Here is a 23,707-nt window from a genome sequence, read left to right on the forward strand (position 1 = left end):
TTAACCTCTAACAATCACGTTAAGTTGAGTATGTTCGCTTGCGTATTGCATTGCGTTTTCTAGCAGTTCTGGATTATTTAATGGTTTGTCAGAACACTCGTAAGGCATATCGAGCAAACGGTATTTATTGATGCCGAGGGTGTGATACGGCAACAAGTGGAGTTCTTGACAGCTTTCTAAAGAAGCAGCGAAATCAATGATCGCTTTGAGCTCATCAATGGTGTCATTGAAGCCCGGCACAACCGGCACGCGAATAACAATGCGTTTGGCAATTGGTGCCAATTTTCTAAAATTGTCTTTGATGCGTTTTAACGATCCCTTCGCCCAGAAGAGAAACTTTTCTTCGTCGGTGTGTTTAAGATCCGCTAACCAGCAATCGATATACGGCGCGACTTTTTCTACGTTTTTCCACGGAACATGCATGCACGACTCCACTGCCGTAGACACATGGTTTTGATGCAAACGTTCGGCAAGTTCTGCCACAAGACTTGGCTGCATCAGCGGCTCGCCACCAGAAAACGTCACGCCACCTTGGCTTTGATCGTAGAAAGGCTTGTCTTTCATCAACACTTCAAACAGGTTGTCCGATTTCGCCGCTTCTCCACATATGCTGAGCGCTTGTGTTGGACATACGTTTCGCAGCGCAATGATCTGCGCTTCGCTCATGGCTTTTCGATTGATGATGATTTGATCGTCAATGCGTCGGATACCATCGCTTGCCATGTCGCCGTTTACGGTTTGCTTATAAGCCGACACACAAAGCTGGCAGTCCGCCATACAACTGCGCTCATCAAACAACAGAGAGTGCTTTTCACTGCGGCTTTCTGGGTTTTGGCACCAAGGACAGGACAGACTGCATCCCTTCAGAAACAGAATGGTGCGAATACCATCACCATCGTGGGTCGAGAACCTCTGAATATTGAAATACATTACTGTCCGCCTCTTGGTTTGCTCTTCTACTTTTCACGCTTTTCTTTTGCTGAAAGCTTCACTTGATGATGAAATATTGGCACTTAACTTTCACTTTGTGAAATTATTATAGTTTCAATTGAAATTACAATTGATCAAAGTCAAGATCTAAGCGGATTGTCAGATCTATAGTGATCCCATCATCAAAACGAAGATTTTGTATAAGGTAGAACCCATGATCGAACTCTATTTAGATACTGCTGACGTGGCAGAAGTAAATCGCTTTAACCAATGCCTACCTCTGAAAGGGGTAACAACAAATCCAAGTATTTTGGCGAAATCAAAACAAGGCTTGAACCAAACCTTAGCTGGCATGCAAGAAGCGTTAGGGGGCACACCCCGTTTCCATGCTCAAGTGGTGAGCACAACTGTAGAAGGCATGGTGGAAGAAGCACGCCAAATCCATGAATTACCCTATGATATGGTCGTCAAAGTGCCAGCAATCGAAACGGGCTTAGCGGCAATTAAGTTAATGAAAAAAGAGGGAATTCAGGTGCTCGCCACTGCTATTTACTCTGCTCAGCAAGGTTTCCTTGCGGCATTGTGCGGCGCTGACTATCTTGCGCCTTATGTGAACCGTATTGATGCGATGAACGGAAACGGTGTAGAAGTGGTCGCAGACCTGCAATTGCTACTGGATCAAAACCAACTGCCTGCAAAAATTTTGGCAGCGAGTTTTAAAAATACCCAACAAGCGATGGAAGTGATGAAGTTAGGCATTGAAGCGATCACCTTGCCTGTCGATGTGGCCGCGCAGATGTTTTCTCATCCAGCAGTTCAGCCGGCTGTCGATCAATTTGATAAAGACTGGAAATCCGCGTTTGGCAACAAACTTTCATTTGAAAGTTAAGCATAAAATTATCGAAAGTCCCGTTCCTCCTCGATCGAGGGGCTTTTGATATGGGAATCTCTGAGAAAAAGTAACATTCGCGCAGGCAACTGTTTATAGATGCGGCTTACGAAGAGATTCCCACCCCACTAATCTCGCCTCAACCTTCACGGCAAAGCACTCTATTCGTAACATCACTACTGACGAAAAACGCTCGTTCCACAAGCAAAAATTTTTTGCTTCAAGCCGACAAACTCACAAGCGCAACGCATCAATAAGTCGGTAATTATTAATTTTATCTATTGGAAATGAACACTGTTCATTTATAATCAGCGAACCTAACGCAGTAACAAGGAATCCACTTCATGAAACGCATTGCGCTTCTCTTTGCCATATTTGCATTACTTTCTGGTTGTAGCAGCATGTCGCCAGAACAATGCCAAACCGCAGACTGGTATCGCGTCGGCTACCAAGATGGCCGCTCAGGCAACAACCCAAACATTTTGTACGAATACATTAAAGACTGTCGCGAAGCAGGCGTAACGCCAAATCACGTTGAGTGGCAAGACGGTTTTGATAAAGGCACCATTCTTTACTGTTCGCCAGACAATGGTTACACGGTGGGTGTAGAAGGAAAAACCTACTATGGCGTTTGCTCTAACGATCTTTTCCTTAAAAACTATCAGTTAGGTCATCAAGAATATCAGCGTCAACAACGCATTAACGCATTAGATGCGGAGATATCACGCCTTGATCATCAATTGGATGCAAACTTAGATAAAGACAACGCGAAGCGTATTAGAGAGAGAAGAAAACAACTGGCGCGTGAGCGTGCATCACTCATCTCGCCAGGAGCTAATTACTACTTTAACTTTTAGTCGCGACGGGTTACAACGCTAGGGTCATAAAGCGGCTGTTTGGATCAGGTTGATAGTCGCCAAACGGCTCGCAGTACGCGAAGCCATGTTTTTCATATAGGCGATGCGCGGGTTCAAAAAATGCCATCGACCCAGTTTCCAAACTTAGACGTTGTATCCCCTGATGTTTCGCTTGCTCAATCACGTGATTGAGTAAGCGGGATGCCACGCCCTGTTTTCTCGCCGACGGCGTCGTACGCATCGATTTCAACTCTGCGTGACCATCTTCTAGTTGGCTCATTGCCACACATCCCAATAGCAGCTCACCATCCAAGCCCGTCCAAAACGTGATTGAAGGCAACTTCAACTTACTTACATCTAACGCATGCACGCTCTCTGGTGGCGATGTAGCGTACATGTCCTGTAAATGCTCTTCCAACAACGCAATCACCTGCGGCCGTTCTAAATTGTCGATTTCAATTCTCATATTTCCATCCTTGGTGTTTTTCTAGTTAAAGCGGTTGTCTCATAATGTGCTGCGGTCCAACGGGGCCGCCGTGGTAAAGCTCATTGGAATCTTCAAACCCTGATTTTAAATAGCACTGATAAGCGGGTATGTTGCGGCAATTCACGGTGAGATAAAGCGCATCAAACTCGGGATAATGGCGTTTGGCGAAATCGGCAAACTGTTGAATGGCTTGCTTGGCGATGCCTTTGCCTTGATGACGGTGATCCACCAGCAAAGCACGCACGCCTAAGCTGTTTTTCGGGCAAAAATCGTATTTCTCGCTGTAAGCAGCATCGAACAGAAAAAAACCAACCACGTCATCGTCTGCCAAAATCAGATGCGGAAGTTCTGTAGGTTCAAGACGTGTCAGCATTTCACCCACATCCGCGACCGTAAACTGCGATTGCTCTTCTAGCACGCTAAGTTCGCAAGTTTGTTCATGTCGCTCGGGCGAATACTTTTCAATAGTAATCATAATCTTCCTTGTTGTTTTTATGCTCAATTCATACAGGGTATGTCGTAAATAGAAATACCTAGTGTCGTATTTCCCACTCGCAGGCAAACGTTTAGCACTCTATTATCCTCGCCATTCGATAGAGAGGTTTCCATGTCCCGTTTTTTACTTTGTAGTTTTGCACTCGTTTTACTCTACCCTACTGCCATTGATTTGTATCTTGTTGGTTTGCCTCAAATTGCGTCAGATCTCAACGCCAGTGAATCTCAGTTGCATATTGCGTTTTCGATATATTTAGCTGGCATGGCTACCACCATGTTATTCGCGGGGAAAATTGCAGACTCTGTGGGACGAAAGCCTGTTGCCGTCGTCGGCGCGATGATCTTCGTGCTCGCGTCTTTTCTCGGCGGGATGGCTGAGCAACCAAACGCTTTCTTGATTGCTCGCTTTTGCCAAGGCATCGGAGCTGGATCTTGCTATGTCGTCGCGTTCGCGATTTTACGCGACACGTTAGACGATGAGCGCCGCGCGAAAGTATTGTCGATGCTCAATGGCATCACCTGTATCATCCCAGTGATCGCACCCGTGATTGGTCACTTGATTATGCTGAAATTTCCTTGGCCGAGTTTGTTTACCACAATGGCAGGAATGGGCATTCTCGTCAGTGTATTGGCCATTTTTGTTCTCAAGGAATCACTACCCAACCAACAACGTGAAGAACAGACAGCGCCAGAGAGCCATCAAGAGACTTTCTTCGAGCGATTTTTTATCAGTAGGCTGATCATTACTGCGCTTGGAGTGACCACCATTCTGACCTTTGTTAACGCTTCACCAATTGTCGTGATGAGCATGCTTGGTTTTGATCGCGGTGGCTATTCTTCCATCATGGCAGGGGCTGCGACGATCAGTATGTTGATTTCGTTCTCGGCGCCATTGGCATTGGGGATTTTCAAGCAGCGTACCTTAATGATCACCTCTCAAGTATTGCTCGCTTGTGCAGGCATCGTGCTCAGTGCTGCCCATTTCCATGATGGACAATCTCTTTACTATGTATTCGGACTTGGGCTGATTTGCGCTGGCTTCGCTTGTGGCTTTGGCGTGGCCATGAGCCAAGCGCTCAGCCCATTCTCTCAACAAGCTGGCGTGGCAAGCTCGTTACTGGGCATTGCTCAAGTTTGTAGTTCAGCGTTCTATATTTGGTTTATGGGTTTCATCGGCGTTAGTGCTCTGAATATGTTGGTGTTTATCTTAGTGTTAGGTAGCGTAATCAGCCTTGCTCTAATACTATTGATTCCAAAGCCTGTTCACGATACCCATTATGAAGAAATCCCTAGCGCGACTTGATTTAAACTTATTGTTCACTCTGCAATTATTGCTGCAAGAACAAAGCGTCTCGAAAGCCTCGAAAAAGCTGAACGTTACGCCCTCTACCGTAAGTAAGTCGCTCAACAAACTTCGTCATTGGTTCGATGATCCTTTGTTTGTCAAAACACCTAAAGGTCTTGCGCCAACACCTTTGGCGCAAAGCATGGAGCAAGATCTTGCAGAATGGCTGCAAATTGGCAGCCAGATTGCAGAAAAACGCAGCGATATTACGCCTAAAGGAGTGCGTTTTGATATCACTATTGAGTCGCCATTAGTGCTCACGGTACTGGACAGACTCATCGTCGCTATCCACCAGCGATACCCTGAAGCGAAAGTAAAAACCAGTAACTGGGATTACGATTCACTCGACGCCATCATTCGAGGCGAGGCAGATATCGGTTTTACCGGCCGAGAAAGTCACCCGAGATCGAAAGAGTCGTTGGATCTTCTGCCGTATTTCTTGGATTTTGAGATTCTATTCTATGACCTGCCGATGGTGTATTTGCATAAAGATCATCCGGCATTACAGCAAGAGTGGAATCTCGAGACCTTTCTGAGCTACCAACACATTAATATTGTTTGGGAAAAAAGTGAAACTTGGGCGTTGGATGAAGTGTTAACGGAACTAGGGCTACAGCGCTCTATCGGGCTGACGATGTCCAACTTTGAGCAATCCCTTTTTATGGCAGCGCAGCCCACGCATGACATGATCACCACCGCGCCGCACTATTGCAAAAGCTACACAGAAAAGCTGCATCTCGATTTGGTGTGCTTGCCAATTCCGTTAGACCAAACTCAACAAGACAAGTTACTGATTCCATTTACCATGATTTGGCATAAACGCAATGCGTACAATCCCAAATTGCTATGGTTGAAAAACACCATCAAGTCATTGTACGAACAACCATCCCTACCACAGTAACACTTAGGCTAAGATCAGGTTTTCTCTGGTGATTTTTGATGATTTTCTCGCTCTGACAGCTATAAGTAATCACTTTATCAACTAATGAAAAAGGTCGTTTGACGCTACACTCAATCCATATTTCTGCGTTAAGGGCCAAGGATGTCGACCTTTTTACTCACTGCTATTACGATGCTGGCGTTCGCTGCCAATTCATTATTGTGCCGACTTGCATTGGCCGAAGGGTTGATTGATGCAGGAAGCTTCACTCTCGTTCGATTGATATCTGGCGCGATTACCTTAATCGCATTGCTTGTCGTGAGAGGTCAGTGGAAAACCGATCGGCCAACTTCTCGCTTTCGCTTTTTTGCTGGCGTGGCGTTATTTGGTTATGCTGCCCTTTTCTCTTTCGCGTACTTACAACTGGCGACAGGAACCGGTGCTTTGCTTTTGTTTGGTGCCGTGCAACTGACGTTACTGGCAATCTATTGGTGGCAAGGTGAGCGCTTTCAGTTTCTCGAAATCATCGGTATCGGCCTTTCGATCGTTGGCTTTGTTTGGTTAATGTTGCCATCAGCCACTCGCCCCGATATCAGTTCTGCACTTCTCATGTTGATTTCTGGCGTTTGTTGGGCTGTGTTTACTGCGCTCGGCAAACAAGCGCCTTCTCCAAGTAGTGGCATCACGTGGGGATTTATCGCTGCATCTATGATTGGCATATTCCTATCACCATTGATGCTGTCCTCAATCCATCTCTCTCTAGGCGGAATCTTGCTCGCTGTCACGTCTGGCGCCATTGCCTCTGGCCTTGGTTATACACTTTGGTACCAAGTCGTACGTAAGCTCTCTTTGCTTCAAGCCGCCGTCAGCCAACTTTCCGTGCCAGCCATTGCTTTGCTGTTAGGTACCGTCGTACTCCACGAACCTCTTTCACTACACACACTTTTAACCAGTGGCATCATTCTTGGTGGCATCGCTTTGGTTTTTTTATCTCGATCCAAAAAAGCAAGCGAACAATCGGCAAGCCGATAAAAAATAATAACTTTCCCTCTCAAATACCCATTCATCATCTATGCTTTTTAAAGCAGCAAAGCTCATTGCAGATGGTACGAGTGGCCTGCTTTAGTATCAGGCGAAGGATATAAGGTGAGAATTGGCTCACAAAACACGACGTTTTTGTTTCAAAAGTGAGAATCGTCACAGATCGCGATTTTGCTCGTTTTAGGCGTTTCGTCAATAACGCCAAGGGCTAGCGCGAGATCGAGCCAAATACGCTCTTTGTGTTTTGACAAAGGGTTTACAAAGCACACTTTTTCACCCGCTATATTCCGCCCCCCGAATTTATTCAGAACAAGATTCTGATTATTCACATAAGAAATTCATCAACTTATAACGATAAGCCTGAGCAAACTTTGACACTATGAACGACAAAATAAAATTCGCTATTAAAGTATCGCTTAGCCTGACTCTGGCTTATCTAATCCCGTTTGCCATGGGTTGGCCGCAAGCATCGACGGCCGCAACCACAGTGATGCTGATTGCATCCACAGGCAGTCGTCGTGAATCCCTCGCCAAAGGTACCTTACGCGTGTTCGGTACGTTGGTTGGCGCCGTCGTTGGCTTGTTACTGGTGGGATTGTTTGCCCAAGACCGCTTGCTGTACATGCTGAGCGTGTCGGTTGTGGTCTCTTTCATTTTTTACTTCCGTAATGCCTATCAAAAAGATCCAACGCTACTCATGCTGACCGGTGTGATGACGCTGATGATGTCCAATGGCGGTGACGCAGAAGGTGCGTTTCTTTATGGCGTTGACCGCGCTTATATGACGGTGTTTGGGGTGGTGGTTTACACACTCGTGGGGACTTTCTTATTCCCGACCAAAACAGAACAAAACCTAAGACAGCTCATCGAACAACTCAACCAAGCACAACGCGCGCTGTTCACCGCTATCTTGCAAAATTTCGAGCAAAAATCGGCAGGGCAAGTCTCTCCTCTAGAAGATGGAGAAGAAAACCCAGAAGCTGAAGAGCCACAACCTAGCGTGGATTCTCTTATCGAACAGATGTTTGCCGCCCAAAATGCGCTCGAACAGCGTTTTGCCACAGTCAGTGTGGAATGCAGCGACGTGTCGGCCTACATGAAAGAGTGGCGCTTGGCGGTTCATTTGAACAAGCAGGTAACGCAACAATTGACCGTTGCGGCGCACAGCCACTTTAGCCACCAGCAAGACCGTGAAAGCATCAGCAACTTTGATCAAGCCGTTGCGGAAATTGACGCGCTATTTGATACCTGCCAACAAGGCTGGGACGAAAAAGAGCCCGCTTTTCGTGCTCAAGAGTTCAAAGTCGAATACAACCAAGCGTTGCTTGAAGACGCAGCGCACCTAGAGAAAGGCTCTGCGCTTATGCTGGGGCACCTCTTGGGGCTCATGCATCAAAACTTGTCGCGTTTGGCGGAGAGCATTAGTTGTATTGACTCTGTGACGAACAATGTCTCCTTTGACGTGCCACTGCCAAAACCGAAAGGCAAGTTTCTATGGTGGGACGCAGAAAACTTTAAAACCGCGGTCAAAACCTTTGTCACTTATTGGGTGGCAGGACTGATTTGGATTTATTTCAATCCACCAGGCGGCTACTCGTTTGTAGTCTTCTCGACCATGTTTATGTCTTTGCTGTCGTTCGTACCTGTGCACCCGATTTTGTTGCTTGTGCTGTTCACTTTCGGCTTCTTGTTCGCGGTGCCTTCTTACGTCTTCATTCTTCCGCAATTGGATCTCGGGTTAGAGCTTGGCCTATTCATTTTTATCTACACCTTTATCGGCTTTTATCTGTTTAACGGGCCAGTGACGATTTTCTACATGGTGGGCTTGTTTGTTCTCGGTTTAGACAACAACATGTTTTATCACTTCGGGATCCTCATGACGATCATGCTGCTGTTCTACATGGTGGTGTTCATGATCATTTTCGCGCACTACTTCCCGTTTAGCTCACGACCAGAACACCTCTTTTTGACCATAAAAGAGCGCTATTTTAGGCACACTCGGGATCTGTTTGACTCCTATCAGAAGCAATCCAGCTCGATTATCACGCCGCTCAAACGGGCCTTGCATTTAGTGACGCTCAACGTTTCATCGAAAAAGCTCAAGGTGTGGGGTTCGAAAATCAACCACAAACACTTTGACAAAACCACGCCAGAAGCGATTGGCGCGTTTAGCAAAGCGTGTGATGTACTCAGTAATCACATCAACATCTTAATGGCCGCCGAGAAAAAGTTGCTGACCAATCCGTTGATTACTCAACTTCGCCAACAACACCGCGATTCCATCATTCCTTTGATGGCGGGCGCTTTAGCCAGCCATCAAGCAACACAAGAACTCGATTCCGTATTCGACCAATACAGTCAGGATTACCAAACATTCGAAGATAAACTGGAAGATTTTTTTAGTGAGTTGGATTTATCTGACTACGCTTATTCTGAGATAGCCGGTTTTTATATCTTGCTGAATTTAAAACGGAACGTGTTCGAAGCAATCAAGTATTGCAAGCAAACCTACGAGGATATCGATTGGGTGAACTTACAACAGAAGCGGTTTTAAAGGTGGGGATATGATGCTTCCAAAACTAACCAAACCAAGCCTCGCCATACTTTCTTTACTCGGACTCAGTGCGTGTACCACTATGGGGCCAGATTATGTTCATCCAAAGCTGGCGCCACTGCCAAGTGACTGGTCGGTGCAAAAAGCAGCCAAAGATACGCAGCAATCAGAGCAACAGCTACAACAATGGTGGCAGCAATTTAATGACTCAACTCTCAATCAACTGGTTGAGTTGGCGAGCAAACAAAACCTCGATTTAGAAGCCGCGGGACTGCGCATTGTCCAAGCTCGTTCATTGCTTGGCATTTCGACTGGCTTGCAATACCCGCAAGTTCAAACCATGTCAGGAAATCTAGCGCGTGCCTACGTGAATGATCAGGGTGTAAACAACGCCGCTCTGTCGTTTGATGCTGCGTGGGAAATGGATATTTGGGGCAAATACGCTCGTGGTATCGAATCTGCAGAAGCTGGTTATTACGCATCCATCGCGTCGTATCACGACATCATGGTCACCATCACCGCTGAGGTGGCGCGCAATTACATCAACTATCGCACATTCCAAGAACGTATTTTGCTGTCTCGCCGCAACATCGAAATTCAAGAGCGTGTCGTCCGCATTACACAGGTGCAGTTCGACTCTGGCAACGTTACAGAGCTAGACGTACAGCAAGCGAAAAACCAGCTTTACACCACAAAAGCCGCGCAACCAAGCCTCGAAGTGGCGATGAAGCAGTCGCGCACGGCACTTGCTTTGCTGTTGGGTGTACTGCCTGAAGAAGTAGAGAAATTGCTGCAATCGGACGGTTTGACACAGCAAATTGCTGACTACGAAAAACAGTTCAAATCGACAGGCAGAAAATCGGCGTTATCGGGCACCGACGAGCGCTCCATTGTGCCGCGTCCACCGCTGTTGGATACCCAAGTGGATGCGAACTTAGTGATGCGACGTCCAGATTTGCAAGTCTCTGAGATGCAAGCTCGCGCGCAGAGTGCGCAAATTGGCGTGGCGGAAACCGCTCTTTACCCAAGCTTTTCACTGTTCGGTTCCATCGGTATCGACAGTACGGTTCCCGATGGCAGCAGTTTCAGTTTTAGCGATTCGCTCACCATGGTGGTTGGCCCAACGTTCAGTTGGAATATTTTCCAATACGGACGCGTGAAAAATAACATTCGTTTCGAAGATGCTCGCTTCCAAGAAACGCTGACCAACTACAACAAAAAAGTGCTGCAAGCCGTTAATGAAGTGACCAATGCAATCGAAGCGTATGACCTGTATTTACAGCAAAAAGATTTACGTTTGCAATCAGTCAACTCTTCCATTCGTGCATTCAACATCTCCATGACGCAGTACGAAAACGGCCAAATCTCTTTTGAACGTCTGCTCAACTCGGTAGAGAAAATGACCCGTGCAGAAGACAGCTACGCAACGATCAAAGGGAACGTCGCGAACCAAGTTGTTGCACTCTATAAAGCCCTCGGTGGAGGCTGGCAAACCCAAACAGGCAAACCCTTCCTCAGTGATTCTATATCCAAGCAAATGACAGAACGAACTGACTGGGATGGTTATTTAAATGAAGAAAACCGCGTATTGCCGCCTTTGCGCCTCGAAACTCCGGATGAGACCAGTGATGAGAACAAAACGGAGGATCTCTAATGCCTCATGAACTCTCTTGGGGAGACATTTACTTTTCTCCCACGTTACTGGTGCTCTTTCTCGCCGTCACGGCAACGTGGATAACGGTGATGATATTGAACAAGACACGTCTGTCTCGCTTCATTGCTTTTCCGTCTCTGACGTTTATTGCCATCATGGTCGGTTATGTGGTGGCCATCGACAGCTTTTATATTCAATTTTAGGTGCCAAACAAGATGAAAAAACTATTCGTAATCGCACTCAATCTTGTCATTCTTGGTGGCGCAGCTTGGCTCGGCTATCAAAAATTTGAAGAGTATTTTAATAACCCTTGGACACGCGACGGCCAAGTGCGCGCGAACGTCATCAAAGTAGCTCCTCGTGTATCAGGCCCAATTGTAAATGTCGCGGTGCAAGACAACCAAGAAGTGAAAACAGGCGATTTACTGTTTGAAATCGACCCAGCGACTTACGAAGTTGCTTTGTCTCAAGCCGAAGTGGCACTAGAACGCGCCATTGTTAGCTCTCGCGGTAAAAAAATCGAATACGACCGCCTTAAAGATATTCGCGCGAAAGACCGCGGCGCAGTTTCTCACAAGGATCTGATTCGTCGTGAAATCGCTTACGAAGAATCGCTACTGCAAATCAAATCTGCAGAAGAGCAATTAAAGTCAGCGCGCCTTAACCTCAGCTTTACCAAAGTTTATGCGACCGTCGATGGTTTTGTGTCTAACCTCGATATTCGAAACGGTACGCAAGCGGTCGCAAACCAGCCACTGCTGGCGCTGATCGACAAGAACAGTTTCTGGGTGTTTGGTTTCTTCCGTGAAAACCAACTCGCGCAAATCGAACCTGGCAGCCAAGCACGTGTCACTTTGATGTCTCACCCAGACACGCCAATTGACGCAACGGTTGACTCTATCGGTTGGGGTATTGCGCCGAAAGACGGCACGGTCGGCTACAACCTTCTTCCAAACGTGAACCCTGTATTTCAGTGGATTCGCTTAGCACAACGTATTCCGGTGCGAATCTCAATCCAAGAACTTCCAGAAGATGTTGATCTTCGATTCGGGCTTTCTGCGTCCATCATGGTGATGAAAGATTCATCGGCAGAAAATGAACAGTAACTAAGTGAGAAGAACCATGGTCATTGGTAAAAAACTCAAAAACATTAATGAAGAAAACAACTTCTTCTATCTAACTTTAGCGCTGGTGATTTTGTTGCTAGGGAGTGCGATGGCGCAAGTGGTGGGCGAAGGGACGATTGAACACATACTGCAGGCGTTCACGGTTCTCACGTTCATTGTCTGTTTTGCCAGCCTTCGCTTCGACAAAAAGTGGTCTCGTTTCCTCTATACCCTGTTTGGCGTTTGGGTTCTTGTGATTGTGATCAAGACCGTTTTCAACATCCGAGAGATGAATGTAGTGATGCTTGCCCTCACCTTCGCGTTCTTTTTCGGCACTTTTAAATCCATCGCAAGACAGATTCTTTTCACTGGCCACGTCAACAGCAACAAAGTGATTGGCTCTGTCGCGCTTTTCTTGCTGCTTGGTCTGATGTGGGCAATTGCCTATCTCATTCTTCTAGAGTTCTCACCAACCTCATTCACTGGTATGGAAGCCATTTCTTGGGGGCAGAATTTCTCTAATGCGGCGTATTTTAGTTTCGTCACCTTAACCACGCTTGGTTATGGCGATATCAGCCCTCTAACACCATTGGCTCAAGTCGTGGTGTATTTAGAGGCCATTACAGGTGTGTTCTATATGGCGATTGTTGTTTCAAGTCTCGTCAGTTCTAACATTGATCATCAGGTAAACAAAAATGGATAAACAATCGGTAAAAATCGACAGTAAGCTTTTCATCAGTAATATGGTGGAATCGGCAATACGCATTGGCTTGATCTTCGTCTTGCTGATGTTTACGTACGACATCATCAAACCCTTCATTCTTCCCGTTATTTGGGGTGCAATTATAGCCGTCGCTTTAATGCCACTTACAAAAAAGCTGGAGCGTGCATATGGCGGTCGCAGAGGGCTGGCAGCCACGACGATAGCTTTACTTGGTATTGCACTCTTAGTCACACCACTTGTTATGGTGTCAGGTTCCATTGTGGATGGTGCAACGCATGCGCTTGAAGTATTGCAAAACGGACAAGTGAAGATCCCAGGTCCAAAACCTTCCGTTGCGGATTGGCCTGTCGTAGGTGATAAACTCTATGAGGTGTGGACCCTATTCGCGACTAACCTTGAACAAGCGATTCAAACCTTTATGCCGCAGATAAAGTCCGCGCTCACTTCTTTGCTAGGCACACTTGGCGGTGTATTGGGAAGTTTACTGCTTTCAATCTTATCACTTGCGATTGCAGCAGGTTTTATGACGTACTCTGAATCTGCAGCATCAGGTCTAAGAACCATCGCTATTCGTACCGCTGGTGAAAACGCTAAAAGCTGGACCACGCTTATCGCAGCAACCATTAAAAGCGTACTGCTTGGCGTAGTCGGTGTGGCGGCGATTCAAGCGCTACTGATCGGTGCTGGTTTCTTTGTATTTGGCGTTCCGGCAGCTGGTTTGCTCACTCTGATTCTGATGATCTTGTGCATCGCTCAGCTACCAGCGCTGCTTGCCGTACTACCAGTGATCGGCTTTATGTACATGACTCAAGATACAACGACAGCCACCATGTTTACTGTCTGGGTAGTAGTTGCAGCTCTTTCTGAAAACCTGTTCAAACCAATGTTAATGGGACGTGGTGTCGACGTACCAATGCCTGTGATTCTGCTTGGGGCCATCGGCGGTATGCTTTTCTACGGCATCGTTGGCCTGTTCCTCGGTGCAGTTATTCTGGCGATTTGGTATGAGTTGTTCGTTTGGTGGTTGAGCATCGAGAAAGCACAGCAGCAAGAAGAAATGGCAGAACAACAAGACGCTTCTGATGACCAATCAGAGCCTGGACACGGTGCAGGCATATAATAAATCAATAAGTTAGAAAGAAATTTAATCTATAACTTATGATATCAAACCGCTCTATTGCAGCGGTTTGATTCTATTTGGATCACAGTTTCCCCGTAATAAATGCGATAAAAATGACGTTCTTGTTAAATTTTCATACTTCTTACACTTGGGAGTTGCAATCGGGCAATGAACGATGCACTCTCGATGACCACTAATTTGCTTAGGATAAAAACAATGAAATTGATCAAGCCTTTAACTTGTGCGCTTGCTCTCGCAATGAGTGGCATGGCATTCGCAGATGTAACCGTGAGTGTTCCTGACAACGTTTCAGTATTAGCGGCTAACGGTGAAAAAGCAGACCTTTCGGGTGGTTTTTTCGCCTCGGAAAGAACACTAACGTTACCTGATGGCGTTAACCAAGTCGTATTTCGCTTCGCCCCTTACTTTAACCAAGGTAATGACCGTTTAAGTGTTGAAAGCGATGTTATCGTTACACGATTTGACGCTGCCAATGCCGAGCTGACACTACAAATGCCTGAATACCGCAACCTTCGCGATGCGGAAGAAAAGATCAAGGACTTAGATTGGAAACTGGTTGATGATTCAGGCAACACCGTCGCCGTTGAGCAAGACAAATTGATCAAACCGGGTATGCAAATCGGTCGTGATTACGTGCGTGAAGTGGAAAGCTACAACAAAACAGGCGGCGTTGCTGCTATCGCTGTTGCTGGTGCAGCCGTTGCTCAACCAGTCACACTGCCAGCAAAGATTCCTGAAGATATGAAACAAGCGAGAGCGACTGCGGTTAAATCAGATTCGACAGCAGAAGAGATGCTGCACTTCTGGTACCAAAAAGCAGACGCAGAAACCAAAGCTCGCTTTAAAGCGTACGTTAATCAACAATAAGTCTGATTAACTCTATCGATATTAAAAAAGCCACTTCATGTGGCTTTTTTGATCGAACAAGCTAGGACGTTTGAACGACTTTGGTATTGTTGATCGTCATGTGTTCAATATGGTTATATCAATTTAACCAAACGCTACCAGTAACGCTCATAGATGATATTGCCTCCTGTTTTAGGACGATACTTTTCCAACCCAAGCCCTTGTAAGACTGGCAAGGTATCTTTGATCATCTGCGGGTTCCCACACATCATGACAAAACTACTTTGAGCAGAGAATGGCACATCAGCAGCGTTGGACAGTCTACCCGATTCGATGAGTTCGGGAATTCGACCTTGTAACTGGCCATCCACCACTTCCCTACTGACTATCGGGATGTACTTTAATCTGCCTTCATATCGTTGCTGTAGTTGCTCAATCAGATATTTGTAGACCAGATCTTTTTCGTAGCGAACCGCATGAACAAGCACAATTCGCTCATTATGGGGTGGTAAGTTTATATCATCCAGTAGCGATAAAAACGGTCCAATACCTGTACCTGTAGATAGCAGCCACAGATCATGAGCCTGTTTAGGAATAGAGTCGTGGATTAAGTCACCATGTGCGGTCTCACCAACATAAATACTATCACCAGATTTAAGCTTTTGGAGCCTTGGGGAAAGTTGTCCTTGAGGGTCCGCTACTATTAGGAACTCCAACCAATCGAACTGTTCGCTTGGTGCATTAACCACAGAGTAAGCACGGCTGATCGGCTTGCCCTCATCATCTAGCAAAGCAAGCTTGGTGAACTGGCCGGCTTTAAAGGTAAGAGGCGCGCCTGAGACCCTTAAACTGAACAGCTCGCCAGTCCAGTCAATGCGTTTTTCCACCTTGGCTAGATTGAAACCTTTCAGCTCAGTCATGAGACACCTCCTATTTGGTTACTCTTAGTTAAACTTACGCCTTCAACTCGATTATGTAAAGTTTCTAGTTTACATAATAAGATTGCCATTTCATTTCACATTTTAAAAACAATTTTATTACATATTAAATGATTACATCTAGAATAAATGCTCAAAGTGATAAGTCGCGTCGCAATTTGTGGCAATGCAGATGAAAAAGGAGCACTAAAAATGGACACACTGTTAAAGGACTTTCCCGTTATCACAGAGATCAAAGTCGCATGGGGTGAAATGGATGCTCTGCAACACGTCAATAACGTTGTCTATTTTCGCTACTTTGAGACGGCGCGTTTAGATTACTTCAACAAAATTAATCTGCTAGTCGACCTGCAAACCTCGCAAATTGGGCCAGTACTGAGCGAGACGCAATGCCGCTACAAGCTTCCTGTCACTTACCCAGACACGTTATTAGTCGGCTCGCGCGTGATCGACATGCAAGAAGATCGCATCACGATGGAATACCAAGTGCTGAGTAAGAAGTGGGGTAAGATTGCGACCATCGCCACCGCTACTGGTGTGATGTTTGATTTTAAGAACAACGTAAAAGCGGCGATTCCAGACCACGTTCGCCAGTCGATTTTAGACTTGGAAGGAACTGTGGGTAGCACGCATCATTTAGAGTAGCAAGAAACGAGAGATTAAAGGCGAGGTTCCCGACAGCGCTTCTTCATCGCTATCGGGAATAATGCTGAGGTACTATTCCAGCCTACACGATAAGAAAAGCTGCGTCATTCTAGCGAGCCATAGCGAGACTAAGAATCTACTTACCGCTTGCTGCAGACCCTAGAGCGATGAACAAACTCAATACAATCTGAGAGTAGATTCTGAATCACGCTCGTTCCTCGCTGTTCAGAATGACGAACCTCGTTTAGGTTCTGACTCTAAAACACTATCTAAAAAAACCATCCCGGACGAGCACAAGCGAGTCATTCGGAATCTCGCTTTAGACGTAATAGCAGAGCTACTCTTCCAGCCTACGCGATAAGAAAAGCTGCGTCATTCTAGCGAGCCAAGGCGAGACTAAGAATCTATTACCGCTTGCTGCAGGCCATAGAGTGATTAGCAGAACGTCTCGATGTATAGCGCTTCCACCTTATCTCTTGCCCATTGCGTTTTACGCAAAAACTTCAGCGAAGATTTGATCGACGGATCTTTCTTAAAACAGTTCACTCGAACGCGCTCATACATGCCATTCCAACCAAAGTGTTCAACTAGTCGGGTGACGATTTTTTCTAAACTCAACCCATGCAGAGGGTTATTCGGCTGTTCGTTGCTCATGTTGTTGATCCAGTAGCGATGTAAGTGACGGGCTAATCTAACTCAAAGTGACCACTTAACCTAATGTTTTCACCTTCAAAGGCGTTTAGCTTGAATTACTTTGCTCATCTCCCCTATAGTAGCTCAAACTTCACAAACATCCTTTTCACGATGAAAGCCCTCAACGACCTCAATATTTTTGTCGAAACAGCGCGCCAAGGCAGCTTTTCAAAAGCCGCTAACAGCATGGACATGACACCTGCCGCCATTAGCGCATCGATTAAGCGTCTTGAAGGGCAAATCGGTTTCCCGCTGTTTGTGCGTTCCACCCGAAGCCTGCGTTTAACCTCAGAGGGCGAACTGTTTTTAGACAAAACCACGCAAGCGTTGGCAACATTGCAAGAGGGGTTGGATCAGATCTCAAGTGCGCGTGGCGAGTTATCTGGTCAACTGCACATTACTGCGCCCTCCGATTTTGGTCGCAATATGTTGCTCGATTGGGTGGATGAGTTCATCGATCTCTACCCAAATGTTTCCATCAAACTAGAGCTGTCCGATAGCTTGACGGATATGTACACCAAGCCTGTCGATATTGCGATTCGCTACGGCGAGCCGGCCGACTCTAATCTGGTCGTGTTGGCTTTGTGTGGGTCAAACGAACGGATCTTATGTGCATCGCCAGAGTACGTAGCTACACATCCAGAACTCACCTCTCCTGCCGATTTAACGCAACACAACTGTTTGTGCTATATGGTCGCGGATTCAGTCTACAACAAATGGACGCTCACGCGTGACGGCGAGAAAGAACAAGTCGTGGTCAGCGGTAACTTGATGAGCAACGATAGTGACTTGCCACATCGGTTAGCGATCAAAGGCAAAGGCATTGCGAATAAATCGTTGATGGACATCAGCCGAGACTTAATCGAGGGAAGATTGGTGCGAGTGTTACCAGAGTGGGATTGCGGCCCAGTGCCACTCTACATGGTGTGTGCCGATCGTCGCTTACTGACGCCAACGATTCGGACTTTCCGCGACTTTATCCAACAAAAATGCTGCCAACAACGCGCCAACGTGCTGGCAACCTTCTGTCATTAGGCGATAAATCGAAGAGGACGAATCTGGGTATATTCAACCCAATCGTTCTCTTCTAATGTTTCAAGAAACGTCGACATGTGCGGGCTTTGCAAATGCTTATCCAAGGCCTCTTGCGATGCCCAAATCTCTTGGAACATAAATAGGCCTTCAACTTTTTCGTCGAGATACAACTCGTATTGGCAACAGCCTTCTTCTTTGCGAGTTGGCTCTAGTAAACCAGCAAGCAAATTCACCACCTGATCCTTGCTGTCCGGGTAGGCTTTCACTTCTGCAACTAAGTGGATCATCGTTTTATCACTCTTTTGCAATTTATATATTGATTACAGGGTTCTACGTCACCTGTAAGTAAGCTCGAATTAGATCTCGGTGAATACGGTTTCTGCGTCCCAGCGAGACTTTGGCGTTTTCGCGTTGAAGTCATCTTCCGCGTGGTAGCCAAGCGGCACGATTACAACGCTGGTGTAACCTTTTTCACGCAAGCCAAATTCTTCATCCAGCACTTTTGGATCAAACCCTTCAATTGGCACTGCATCAATTTCTAGCGTCGAAGCACCCAGCAGCAACGTACCCACATTGAGGTAAACTTGTTTCTCCATCCAATGGTTCGCATCTTTCAGATCAAAACGGTGCATGTTTACAAAGTAGCTACGACCACCGCGCACAGCCGCTTTCGCTTCTTCAGTTGGGAATCGACCATCTTTTTCTTCTTGCACCATTAGCGCTTCAATGTAGTCGTTATCGATGCCTGTTTTTGCACAAAACACCAATACGTGAGATGCGTTGAGAATCTTCGCCGCGTTAAACGCGTAATTCTCTTGCGCCGCTTTAGCGATGCGCTGTTTGCCTTCTTCTGTGCTTGCCAGAATGAAATGCCAAGGCTGGGAGTTCACACTCGATGGACTAAAACGAATCAGCTCTTTAACTGCGTCGATTTTTTCTTGAGGTAGCTTGCGCGTTGGGTCAAACACTTTCGTTGAGTAACGAGATTTTGCAGCTTGTACGATATCCATGAGGCTCTCCAATTAATGAGTTTAAGCTGAGTAACAGCATAACCTCATGAGATAAAGGGAAAAACCGATTTCGATTAAAAACATTTTTAAAATAAATTTGAAAATAAAACGATAAGAAAGGCTTTGAGCGTTCTCACTGAACTTCTTCATCTTTTCGGCAATAATGCATGTTTGCTCGCAACCAAACTCAACTCATGCTGCCTCAAGATAACGTTATTACATCCTTTCTGTGCAAAAAGCTCGGTCACAATCACCTTCGAATTGCCGGCGAATATTGGCACATTGAGAAGTTGGTGGCCTTGCAATGCATGATGTTGAAAGAAGCGCCTAACCTCCAAGAAGGGCTGCTTTGGTGGAGTAAAAGTGTCTCATTATTCGACCGCCGTTTGTACGTCACATTGCAACATGGTGATGCCCAAATCCATCTGCAAGTAGAATGCAGAACAGCCGATATGCCAAATTGGGCGGAGTCGGTGTTTGGCTTGCTCAAAATGCAGTTGGAGACGCTTGAGCTAAGCGAATCAATACAAGTACAAGTTCAAGCCAGCAATCCACTCGCGGCCGATATTTTTCTAGGGGAAACGCGAGATTCTAAAACGAGTTCAAGCGTGTTTGAACTGGTGAAACATGTTTATTTGCTGCTTTCTCACCAACCAATTGAACAGCCAGAATTGCTGAGTGTTTTGAACGCCTTGTTCATCAAAAACAGTAATTACGCGCTCAAGTTAGAGCAAGCGGCAAGGCAACTGGGCGTCTCCAAACGCACCTTGCAACGTCGACTGCAAGAAAAGCAAATGAGCTACTCTCAATGCGTTGATTTCGCTAAAAGAAAGCAAGCACTCACTTTGCTTGCCGACACCCAACTCACGACGCAGCAAATCGCCTATCAACTTGGTTATGAAGAACCATCGAACTTTCACCGCACTTTTCGTCGTTGGTATCCGTTTTCACCCATGCAGTATCGCCAACAATGTTTGGATAACCGAACTCAACTAAATCAGCAACCGATCCGCTTGTACTACGCCAAAGCCAATACCTTCGACGATAACCACATCGACCAACCTGTCGGCAAAATCTGGATAGAAGTGGACAATATTGCGTTTGAAAAAGTGGTCTCGGTAGAATGCCGTGACCGTGATGGCGCATGGCGGCGCTATCCCGCCTTCTTCGAGCGTTTTTTAAGTCATGGCACCGAACTCTGGGCAACGACTGAACTTCCGGTGGCGCATCCCCTTACCTTTCGCCTGTGTTATGAAGTCGATGGGGAACGTTACATTGAGAATAACCACCAGCGTGATTATGTGGTTTCTAAGGGGCTTTTAATTGGCGCAACGGAATACATTGTTCCGACTCGGCAGCTGATTAATATTGGGGCGCAATACACGCTCTTTGTCGAACTGGCATGCCGACTTGAAAACGTTGCGAGGATTGACTGTTACGCCGATGATGACCCCACACCTCACGCAATGCGCTTGACCCAGCACTCGCTACATTATGCTTGTTGGGTGCTGCAATTATCGCTCACTCAAACTGCAAAGCAGTGCCGTTTCCGCCTTTATGATGAATCCGACAACGAGCTCGCGAAAGAGCATTACCCGATACAATATCCTATTGTGCAACCGCTCAATTAAAACTGTCGGTCAGATCAAAGTCGCCGCTTCGTGACATCATTTCACGTCTTTTTTGGCGTGAAATGACACTCTCAATTTCAAACCTTTGTTTTATTGTTTCCGCATTGCTGCATAACGGAGACAAAAACCGTGTTTGAAACATTACCTAACCCAATGAATAAAATAAAAATACTCCCTTTAGCGATCGCTCTTGCTCTTTCTGGCTGTGGAAGCGACGAAACCACACCAGTCGATACAGGCAGCCACGTGGCATCTCCTGATTGGCAAGATCAAATCATTTACTTCCTGATGATCGACCGTTTTAACGACGGCGACAGCGCTCTTAATGATCAAGGGCAAAACGAATTCGATCCGACTTCGGATAAAAAATTCAGCGGCGGCGACCTCGTTGGCGTGAGTGATAAGTTAAGCTACATCGAAGACCTAGGCGCTACCTCTATCTGGATTACTCCGCCAGTGGCAAACCAATGGTGGGATGCAGAACAAAACTACGGCGGCTACCACGGCTACTGGGCGCGCGATTTTCAAAAAGTGGATGAACACTTTGGTGACATGGAAAGCTACCAAGCGTTAGCACGCGAAGTGCATGCACGTAACATGTTCTTAATTCAGGACATCGTGACCAACCATGTAGGCAACTTCTTCACCTACGATGATCCTTACAGTTATGTTCCAAGCCTACCTTGCCAAGGCTTCCGTTTGATTAAAAATGCACTACCCGCCGGGCAAGAACTGCCGTACCCACTCAACATGAACGAGTGTAAAACAGACGGCACAGGCAGCTACCACTGGACGCCAACCATCACCGACCATAACGACCCAGTACAAGAAAAAACCTGGCAGCTCTCTGATTTGGATGACCTTAATACGTCCGATCCTGAAGTACGCGCTTATCTAAAAGAGAGCTACCGAAAATGGATTCGCGAAGTCGGCGTCGACGGATTCCGTATCGATACGGTGAAGTTTGTTGAACACGATTTCTGGAACGACTTCCTACACGCCGACGATGGTGTGATGACGCAAGCGGTTGATACTGGTCGTGACAACTTCCTCACTTTTGGTGAAGTATTCGAAACATCTACGCCTTACCACACCGAAGGCGAAGAGAAGATGCTGACTTACATCGGTGAAAGTGGCTCGCCGAAACAGCTAACCTCGGTACTGAACTTCCCATTGCAAGCGACCATGACGCGCGTATTTGCATCAGGGCAACCGACCGACTATTTACGTTTCCGTCTTGAGAAAATGATGGAGATGTTCCCGAATCCATACATCATGCCGAACTTCATTGATAACCACGATATGCCACGTTTTCTATCGCAAGGCAGTGTCAACGATATGAAGCAAGCGCTGATCACAATGATGGCAGTGCCGGGTATTCCTGTGATTTACCAAGGTACAGAGCAAGCGATGTCAGCGGCGCGTGATGCGATGTTCGCCGGAGGGTACCGTGAAGATGGCGACTACGTAGACTCGTTCGACCAAAACAGTGAGATGTACTTGTTTATTCAAGAACTTGCCAAGCTACGCACTGAAAACAAAGTCATGACACGCGGCGAAATAAAAGTGATTGGCAGCGATAAAGCGGGCGCGGGCGTGTTCGCCTTTACTCGAACGTTGGATAACGACGAAGTCTTGGTTGTGATGAATACATCCAACTCGCCGATGTTGATGAACCAACTCGATGTAGAACAAGTTGGCGGCACCGTCTTCAAACAACAAATCATGTCGAACTGGGCAAACGCTCCAGAGCAGTTAGTCGCAGATGAAAATGGTCACGTAACCCTTGAGCTACCAGCCAAATCTGCCGTGATTTACTCGAAAACTAACGACACCCAATCGGTAGATACACCAGACCTCAACATCCAACTAGCGCAGGATTGGGAAGGACAAACCATCACTGGTGATATTGTTATCGCGGGTAGTGCGAACGCCAACGAGAAGTTGAACCTCGTCATCGATGGTAACTTGGAAACAGCGCAAACCATTACTGTAGGCGCTGATGGTCAGTTTAGAGTCACGCTGTCGACTCGTCATTTTGCGATTGGCGAGCAACAGCACCGATTCGCGATTTATTCCACCGAGAAAAAAGCAGGCATCGAGGACGTGAATTTTGTCTCGAACCTAAGCTGGTCAAACACGCCGGATGACACTATTGATGATGCAGGCGATGCACAAGACGGCATGGGCGGTCCCAACGGTAACTACTCGCTACCAACTGATCCAACGTTCGACAAAGACAGCAACCAGCTCGCGATCAACAAAGCAGAAGTGTTTACCGTTGGCAGTAACGTACGTTTGACCTTCACCATGGACAAGATCACCGACACTTGGTTGCCACCAAACGGCTTCGACCACGTGGGTTTCACCATCTTTATTGATTTACCGGAAGAAGCAGCAACCAACTTGTCTGAGCTACCGAAGATCAACGCTTCTATGCCAAGCGGAACCTGGAGTCGCAATGCGGTTGTTTTTGGCTGGCAAAGCTCGATTTACAACACCAAAGGAGCGAACGCGACGACATGGGGAGAAGCCGTAACGCCAGCACCAACAGTGACAGTAGACAAAGCCAACAACACCATTTCAATGGACTTTGCTAGCGATGCACTAGGCCGCCCAGATTCGCTCGATGGTATCCGCTTCTATGTCACGACTTGGGACTTAGACGGTCTTTCAGCAACTTACCGTCCACTGGAACAAAACAAAGGCCCTTGGAACTTCTCCGGTGGCGCATCGGATGAGAGCAAGATTTGGGATGACTTACCAATCATCACCTTGTCTGAATAAACCGTTAAATAAGACACCG

23 protein-coding genes are annotated in these 23,707 nt (G+C 46.6%); 16 read left to right on the plus strand and 7 right to left on the minus strand.

Annotated features, from left to right (window positions below):
- A complete protein-coding gene (locus R2S67_RS01695; protein WP_104972928.1) occupies nt 1-930 on the minus strand; it encodes a glycyl-radical enzyme activating protein in 930 nt (309 codons plus the stop codon).
- A gap of 214 nt (nt 931-1,144) precedes the next feature.
- On the opposite strand from R2S67_RS01695, the gene R2S67_RS01700 reads away from it, so the two are divergent.
- Together R2S67_RS01700 and R2S67_RS01705 are read left to right on the plus strand one after the other, a co-directional pair.
- On the plus strand, nt 1,145-1,819 hold the full coding sequence (locus R2S67_RS01700; RefSeq protein ID WP_317341805.1) for a fructose-6-phosphate aldolase: 675 nt from the start codon (nt 1,145-1,147) through the stop codon (nt 1,817-1,819).
- Nucleotides 1,820-2,163: 344 nt separating this feature from the next.
- Nucleotides 2,164-2,676 carry a DUF2799 domain-containing protein gene (locus R2S67_RS01705; RefSeq protein ID WP_053808269.1) on the plus strand — a complete coding sequence of 171 codons (513 nt, stop codon included), beginning with the start codon at nt 2,164-2,166 and terminating at the stop codon, nt 2,674-2,676.
- A 10-nt stretch (nt 2,677-2,686) separates the two neighbouring features.
- On the opposite strand, the gene R2S67_RS01710 is transcribed toward R2S67_RS01705, so the two are convergent.
- Together R2S67_RS01710 and R2S67_RS01715 are read right to left on the minus strand one after the other, a co-directional pair.
- Nucleotides 2,687-3,142 carry a GNAT family N-acetyltransferase gene (locus R2S67_RS01710; RefSeq protein ID WP_317341806.1) on the minus strand — a complete coding sequence of 152 codons (456 nt, stop codon included), beginning with the start codon at nt 3,140-3,142 and terminating at the stop codon, nt 2,687-2,689.
- 25 nt (nt 3,143-3,167) lie between these two features.
- Complete coding sequence (locus tag R2S67_RS01715; RefSeq protein WP_140145270.1) at nt 3,168-3,638, minus strand: GNAT family N-acetyltransferase; 471 nt, start codon at nt 3,636-3,638, stop codon at nt 3,168-3,170.
- Between the two features lie 132 nt (nt 3,639-3,770).
- Between R2S67_RS01715 and R2S67_RS01720 the strand changes: the two genes are divergently transcribed.
- The 10 genes from R2S67_RS01720 to R2S67_RS01765 all read left to right on the plus strand — a co-directional run bounded on the left by R2S67_RS01720 (nt 3,771) and on the right by R2S67_RS01765 (nt 14,970).
- Nucleotides 3,771-4,961: an MFS transporter gene (locus R2S67_RS01720; RefSeq protein WP_317341807.1), complete on the plus strand. Its 1,191-nt coding sequence runs from the start codon at nt 3,771-3,773 to the stop codon at nt 4,959-4,961.
- On the plus strand, nt 4,936-5,904 hold the full coding sequence (gene yidZ / locus R2S67_RS01725; protein ID WP_024702169.1) for an HTH-type transcriptional regulator YidZ: 969 nt from the start codon (nt 4,936-4,938) through the stop codon (nt 5,902-5,904). The genes R2S67_RS01720 and yidZ overlap by 26 nt, the downstream gene beginning before the upstream one ends.
- Nucleotides 5,905-6,045: 141 nt before the next feature.
- Nucleotides 6,046-6,915, plus strand: a complete 870-nt coding sequence (locus R2S67_RS01730) for a DMT family transporter (protein ID WP_317341809.1) — start codon at nt 6,046-6,048, stop codon at nt 6,913-6,915.
- A gap of 388 nt (nt 6,916-7,303) precedes the next feature.
- Nucleotides 7,304-9,478: an FUSC family protein gene (locus R2S67_RS01735; RefSeq protein WP_317341810.1), complete on the plus strand. Its 2,175-nt coding sequence runs from the start codon at nt 7,304-7,306 to the stop codon at nt 9,476-9,478.
- 10 nt (nt 9,479-9,488) lie between these two features.
- Nucleotides 9,489-11,132, plus strand: a complete 1,644-nt coding sequence (locus tag R2S67_RS01740; protein WP_317341812.1) for a TolC family protein — start codon at nt 9,489-9,491, stop codon at nt 11,130-11,132.
- The gene (locus R2S67_RS01745; protein ID WP_005462724.1) at nt 11,132-11,335 is read left to right on the plus strand and encodes a DUF1656 domain-containing protein; all 204 of its coding nucleotides are present in this window, start codon (nt 11,132-11,134) and stop codon (nt 11,333-11,335) included. The genes R2S67_RS01740 and R2S67_RS01745 overlap by 1 nt, the downstream gene beginning before the upstream one ends.
- A 12-nt stretch (nt 11,336-11,347) precedes the next feature.
- Nucleotides 11,348-12,238 carry an HlyD family secretion protein gene (locus tag R2S67_RS01750; protein ID WP_006740779.1) on the plus strand — a complete coding sequence of 297 codons (891 nt, stop codon included), beginning with the start codon at nt 11,348-11,350 and terminating at the stop codon, nt 12,236-12,238.
- A gap of 16 nt (nt 12,239-12,254) precedes the next feature.
- Nucleotides 12,255-12,941: a potassium channel family protein gene (locus R2S67_RS01755; RefSeq protein ID WP_167394246.1), complete on the plus strand. Its 687-nt coding sequence runs from the start codon at nt 12,255-12,257 to the stop codon at nt 12,939-12,941.
- Nucleotides 12,934-14,082: an AI-2E family transporter gene (locus tag R2S67_RS01760; RefSeq protein WP_005396613.1), complete on the plus strand. Its 1,149-nt coding sequence runs from the start codon at nt 12,934-12,936 to the stop codon at nt 14,080-14,082. The genes R2S67_RS01755 and R2S67_RS01760 overlap by 8 nt, the downstream gene beginning before the upstream one ends.
- Before the next feature lie 216 nt (nt 14,083-14,298).
- Complete coding sequence (locus tag R2S67_RS01765) at nt 14,299-14,970, plus strand: DUF2057 domain-containing protein (protein ID WP_054866817.1); 672 nt, start codon at nt 14,299-14,301, stop codon at nt 14,968-14,970.
- 134 nt (nt 14,971-15,104) lie between these two features.
- Here R2S67_RS01765 and R2S67_RS01770 read toward each other — a convergent pair whose 3' ends face one another.
- A complete protein-coding gene (locus R2S67_RS01770) occupies nt 15,105-15,869 on the minus strand; it encodes a ferredoxin--NADP reductase (RefSeq protein ID WP_047009626.1) in 765 nt (254 codons plus the stop codon).
- A 210-nt stretch (nt 15,870-16,079) separates the two neighbouring features.
- Between R2S67_RS01770 and R2S67_RS01775 the strand changes: the two genes are divergently transcribed.
- The gene (locus tag R2S67_RS01775; protein WP_005374933.1) at nt 16,080-16,532 is read left to right on the plus strand and encodes an acyl-CoA thioesterase; all 453 of its coding nucleotides are present in this window, start codon (nt 16,080-16,082) and stop codon (nt 16,530-16,532) included.
- Between the two features lie 435 nt (nt 16,533-16,967).
- Here R2S67_RS01775 and R2S67_RS01780 read toward each other — a convergent pair whose 3' ends face one another.
- Complete coding sequence (locus tag R2S67_RS01780) at nt 16,968-17,186, minus strand: VF530 family DNA-binding protein (protein ID WP_014234972.1); 219 nt, start codon at nt 17,184-17,186, stop codon at nt 16,968-16,970.
- Between the two features lie 150 nt (nt 17,187-17,336).
- On the opposite strand from R2S67_RS01780, the gene R2S67_RS01785 reads away from it, so the two are divergent.
- Complete coding sequence (locus tag R2S67_RS01785) at nt 17,337-18,260, plus strand: LysR family transcriptional regulator (RefSeq protein WP_005484216.1); 924 nt, start codon at nt 17,337-17,339, stop codon at nt 18,258-18,260.
- Here R2S67_RS01785 and R2S67_RS01790 read toward each other — a convergent pair.
- Together R2S67_RS01790 and R2S67_RS01795 are read right to left on the minus strand one after the other, a co-directional pair.
- Nucleotides 18,257-18,547 (minus strand): putative quinol monooxygenase, encoded by a 291-nt coding sequence (locus R2S67_RS01790; RefSeq protein ID WP_021450535.1) that lies wholly within the window; start codon nt 18,545-18,547, stop codon nt 18,257-18,259. The genes R2S67_RS01785 and R2S67_RS01790 overlap by 4 nt on opposite strands.
- A gap of 69 nt (nt 18,548-18,616) precedes the next feature.
- On the minus strand, nt 18,617-19,270 hold the full coding sequence (locus tag R2S67_RS01795; protein WP_005374924.1) for an oxygen-insensitive NAD(P)H-dependent nitroreductase NfsB: 654 nt from the start codon (nt 19,268-19,270) through the stop codon (nt 18,617-18,619).
- Between the two features lie 167 nt (nt 19,271-19,437).
- On the opposite strand from R2S67_RS01795, the gene R2S67_RS01800 reads away from it, so the two are divergent.
- Both R2S67_RS01800 and R2S67_RS01805 read left to right on the plus strand, forming a co-directional pair.
- Nucleotides 19,438-20,901 carry an AraC family transcriptional regulator gene (locus R2S67_RS01800; RefSeq protein WP_317341859.1) on the plus strand — a complete coding sequence of 488 codons (1,464 nt, stop codon included), beginning with the start codon at nt 19,438-19,440 and terminating at the stop codon, nt 20,899-20,901.
- 129 nt (nt 20,902-21,030) lie between these two features.
- Entirely contained in the window at nt 21,031-23,688 is a 2,658-nt protein-coding gene (locus tag R2S67_RS01805) for an alpha-amylase family glycosyl hydrolase (RefSeq protein ID WP_317341860.1), read from the plus strand.
- The last annotated feature ends 19 nt before the right edge of the window (nt 23,689-23,707 follow it).

Source organism: Vibrio sp. T13N (genome assembly GCF_032970445.1).
Taxonomy (GTDB): Bacteria; Pseudomonadota; Gammaproteobacteria; order Enterobacterales; family Vibrionaceae; genus Vibrio; species Vibrio diabolicus.

Bases quoted from the DNA above. Each gene is read 5' to 3' on its own strand.
- R2S67_RS01795 (WP_005374924.1), bottom strand. From the start codon at position 19,270: ATGGATATCGTACAAGCTGCAAAATCTCGTTACTCAACGAAAGTGTTT.
- R2S67_RS01705 (WP_053808269.1), top strand. From the start codon at position 2,164: ATGAAACGCATTGCGCTTCTCTTTGCCATATTTGCATTACTTTCTGGT.
- R2S67_RS01700 (WP_317341805.1), top strand. From the start codon at position 1,145: ATGATCGAACTCTATTTAGATACTGCTGACGTGGCAGAAGTAAATCGC.
- yidZ (WP_024702169.1), top strand. From the start codon at position 4,936: ATGAAGAAATCCCTAGCGCGACTTGATTTAAACTTATTGTTCACTCTG.
- R2S67_RS01800 (WP_317341859.1), top strand. From the start codon at position 19,438: ATGTTTGCTCGCAACCAAACTCAACTCATGCTGCCTCAAGATAACGTT.
- R2S67_RS01785 (WP_005484216.1), top strand. From the start codon at position 17,337: ATGAAAGCCCTCAACGACCTCAATATTTTTGTCGAAACAGCGCGCCAA.
- R2S67_RS01730 (WP_317341809.1), top strand. From the start codon at position 6,046: ATGTCGACCTTTTTACTCACTGCTATTACGATGCTGGCGTTCGCTGCC.
- R2S67_RS01760 (WP_005396613.1), top strand. From the start codon at position 12,934: ATGGATAAACAATCGGTAAAAATCGACAGTAAGCTTTTCATCAGTAAT.
- R2S67_RS01780 (WP_014234972.1), bottom strand. From the start codon at position 17,186: ATGAGCAACGAACAGCCGAATAACCCTCTGCATGGGTTGAGTTTAGAA.
- R2S67_RS01710 (WP_317341806.1), bottom strand. From the start codon at position 3,142: ATGAGAATTGAAATCGACAATTTAGAACGGCCGCAGGTGATTGCGTTG.
- R2S67_RS01735 (WP_317341810.1), top strand. From the start codon at position 7,304: ATGAACGACAAAATAAAATTCGCTATTAAAGTATCGCTTAGCCTGACT.
- R2S67_RS01775 (WP_005374933.1), top strand. From the start codon at position 16,080: ATGGACACACTGTTAAAGGACTTTCCCGTTATCACAGAGATCAAAGTC.
- R2S67_RS01750 (WP_006740779.1), top strand. From the start codon at position 11,348: ATGAAAAAACTATTCGTAATCGCACTCAATCTTGTCATTCTTGGTGGC.
- R2S67_RS01720 (WP_317341807.1), top strand. From the start codon at position 3,771: ATGTCCCGTTTTTTACTTTGTAGTTTTGCACTCGTTTTACTCTACCCT.
- R2S67_RS01740 (WP_317341812.1), top strand. From the start codon at position 9,489: ATGATGCTTCCAAAACTAACCAAACCAAGCCTCGCCATACTTTCTTTA.
- R2S67_RS01755 (WP_167394246.1), top strand. From the start codon at position 12,255: ATGGTCATTGGTAAAAAACTCAAAAACATTAATGAAGAAAACAACTTC.
- R2S67_RS01770 (WP_047009626.1), bottom strand. From the start codon at position 15,869: ATGACTGAGCTGAAAGGTTTCAATCTAGCCAAGGTGGAAAAACGCATT.
- R2S67_RS01695 (WP_104972928.1), bottom strand. From the start codon at position 930: ATGTATTTCAATATTCAGAGGTTCTCGACCCACGATGGTGATGGTATT.
- R2S67_RS01790 (WP_021450535.1), bottom strand. From the start codon at position 18,547: ATGATCCACTTAGTTGCAGAAGTGAAAGCCTACCCGGACAGCAAGGAT.
- R2S67_RS01765 (WP_054866817.1), top strand. From the start codon at position 14,299: ATGAAATTGATCAAGCCTTTAACTTGTGCGCTTGCTCTCGCAATGAGT.
- R2S67_RS01715 (WP_140145270.1), bottom strand. From the start codon at position 3,638: ATGATTACTATTGAAAAGTATTCGCCCGAGCGACATGAACAAACTTGC.
- R2S67_RS01745 (WP_005462724.1), top strand. From the start codon at position 11,132: ATGCCTCATGAACTCTCTTGGGGAGACATTTACTTTTCTCCCACGTTA.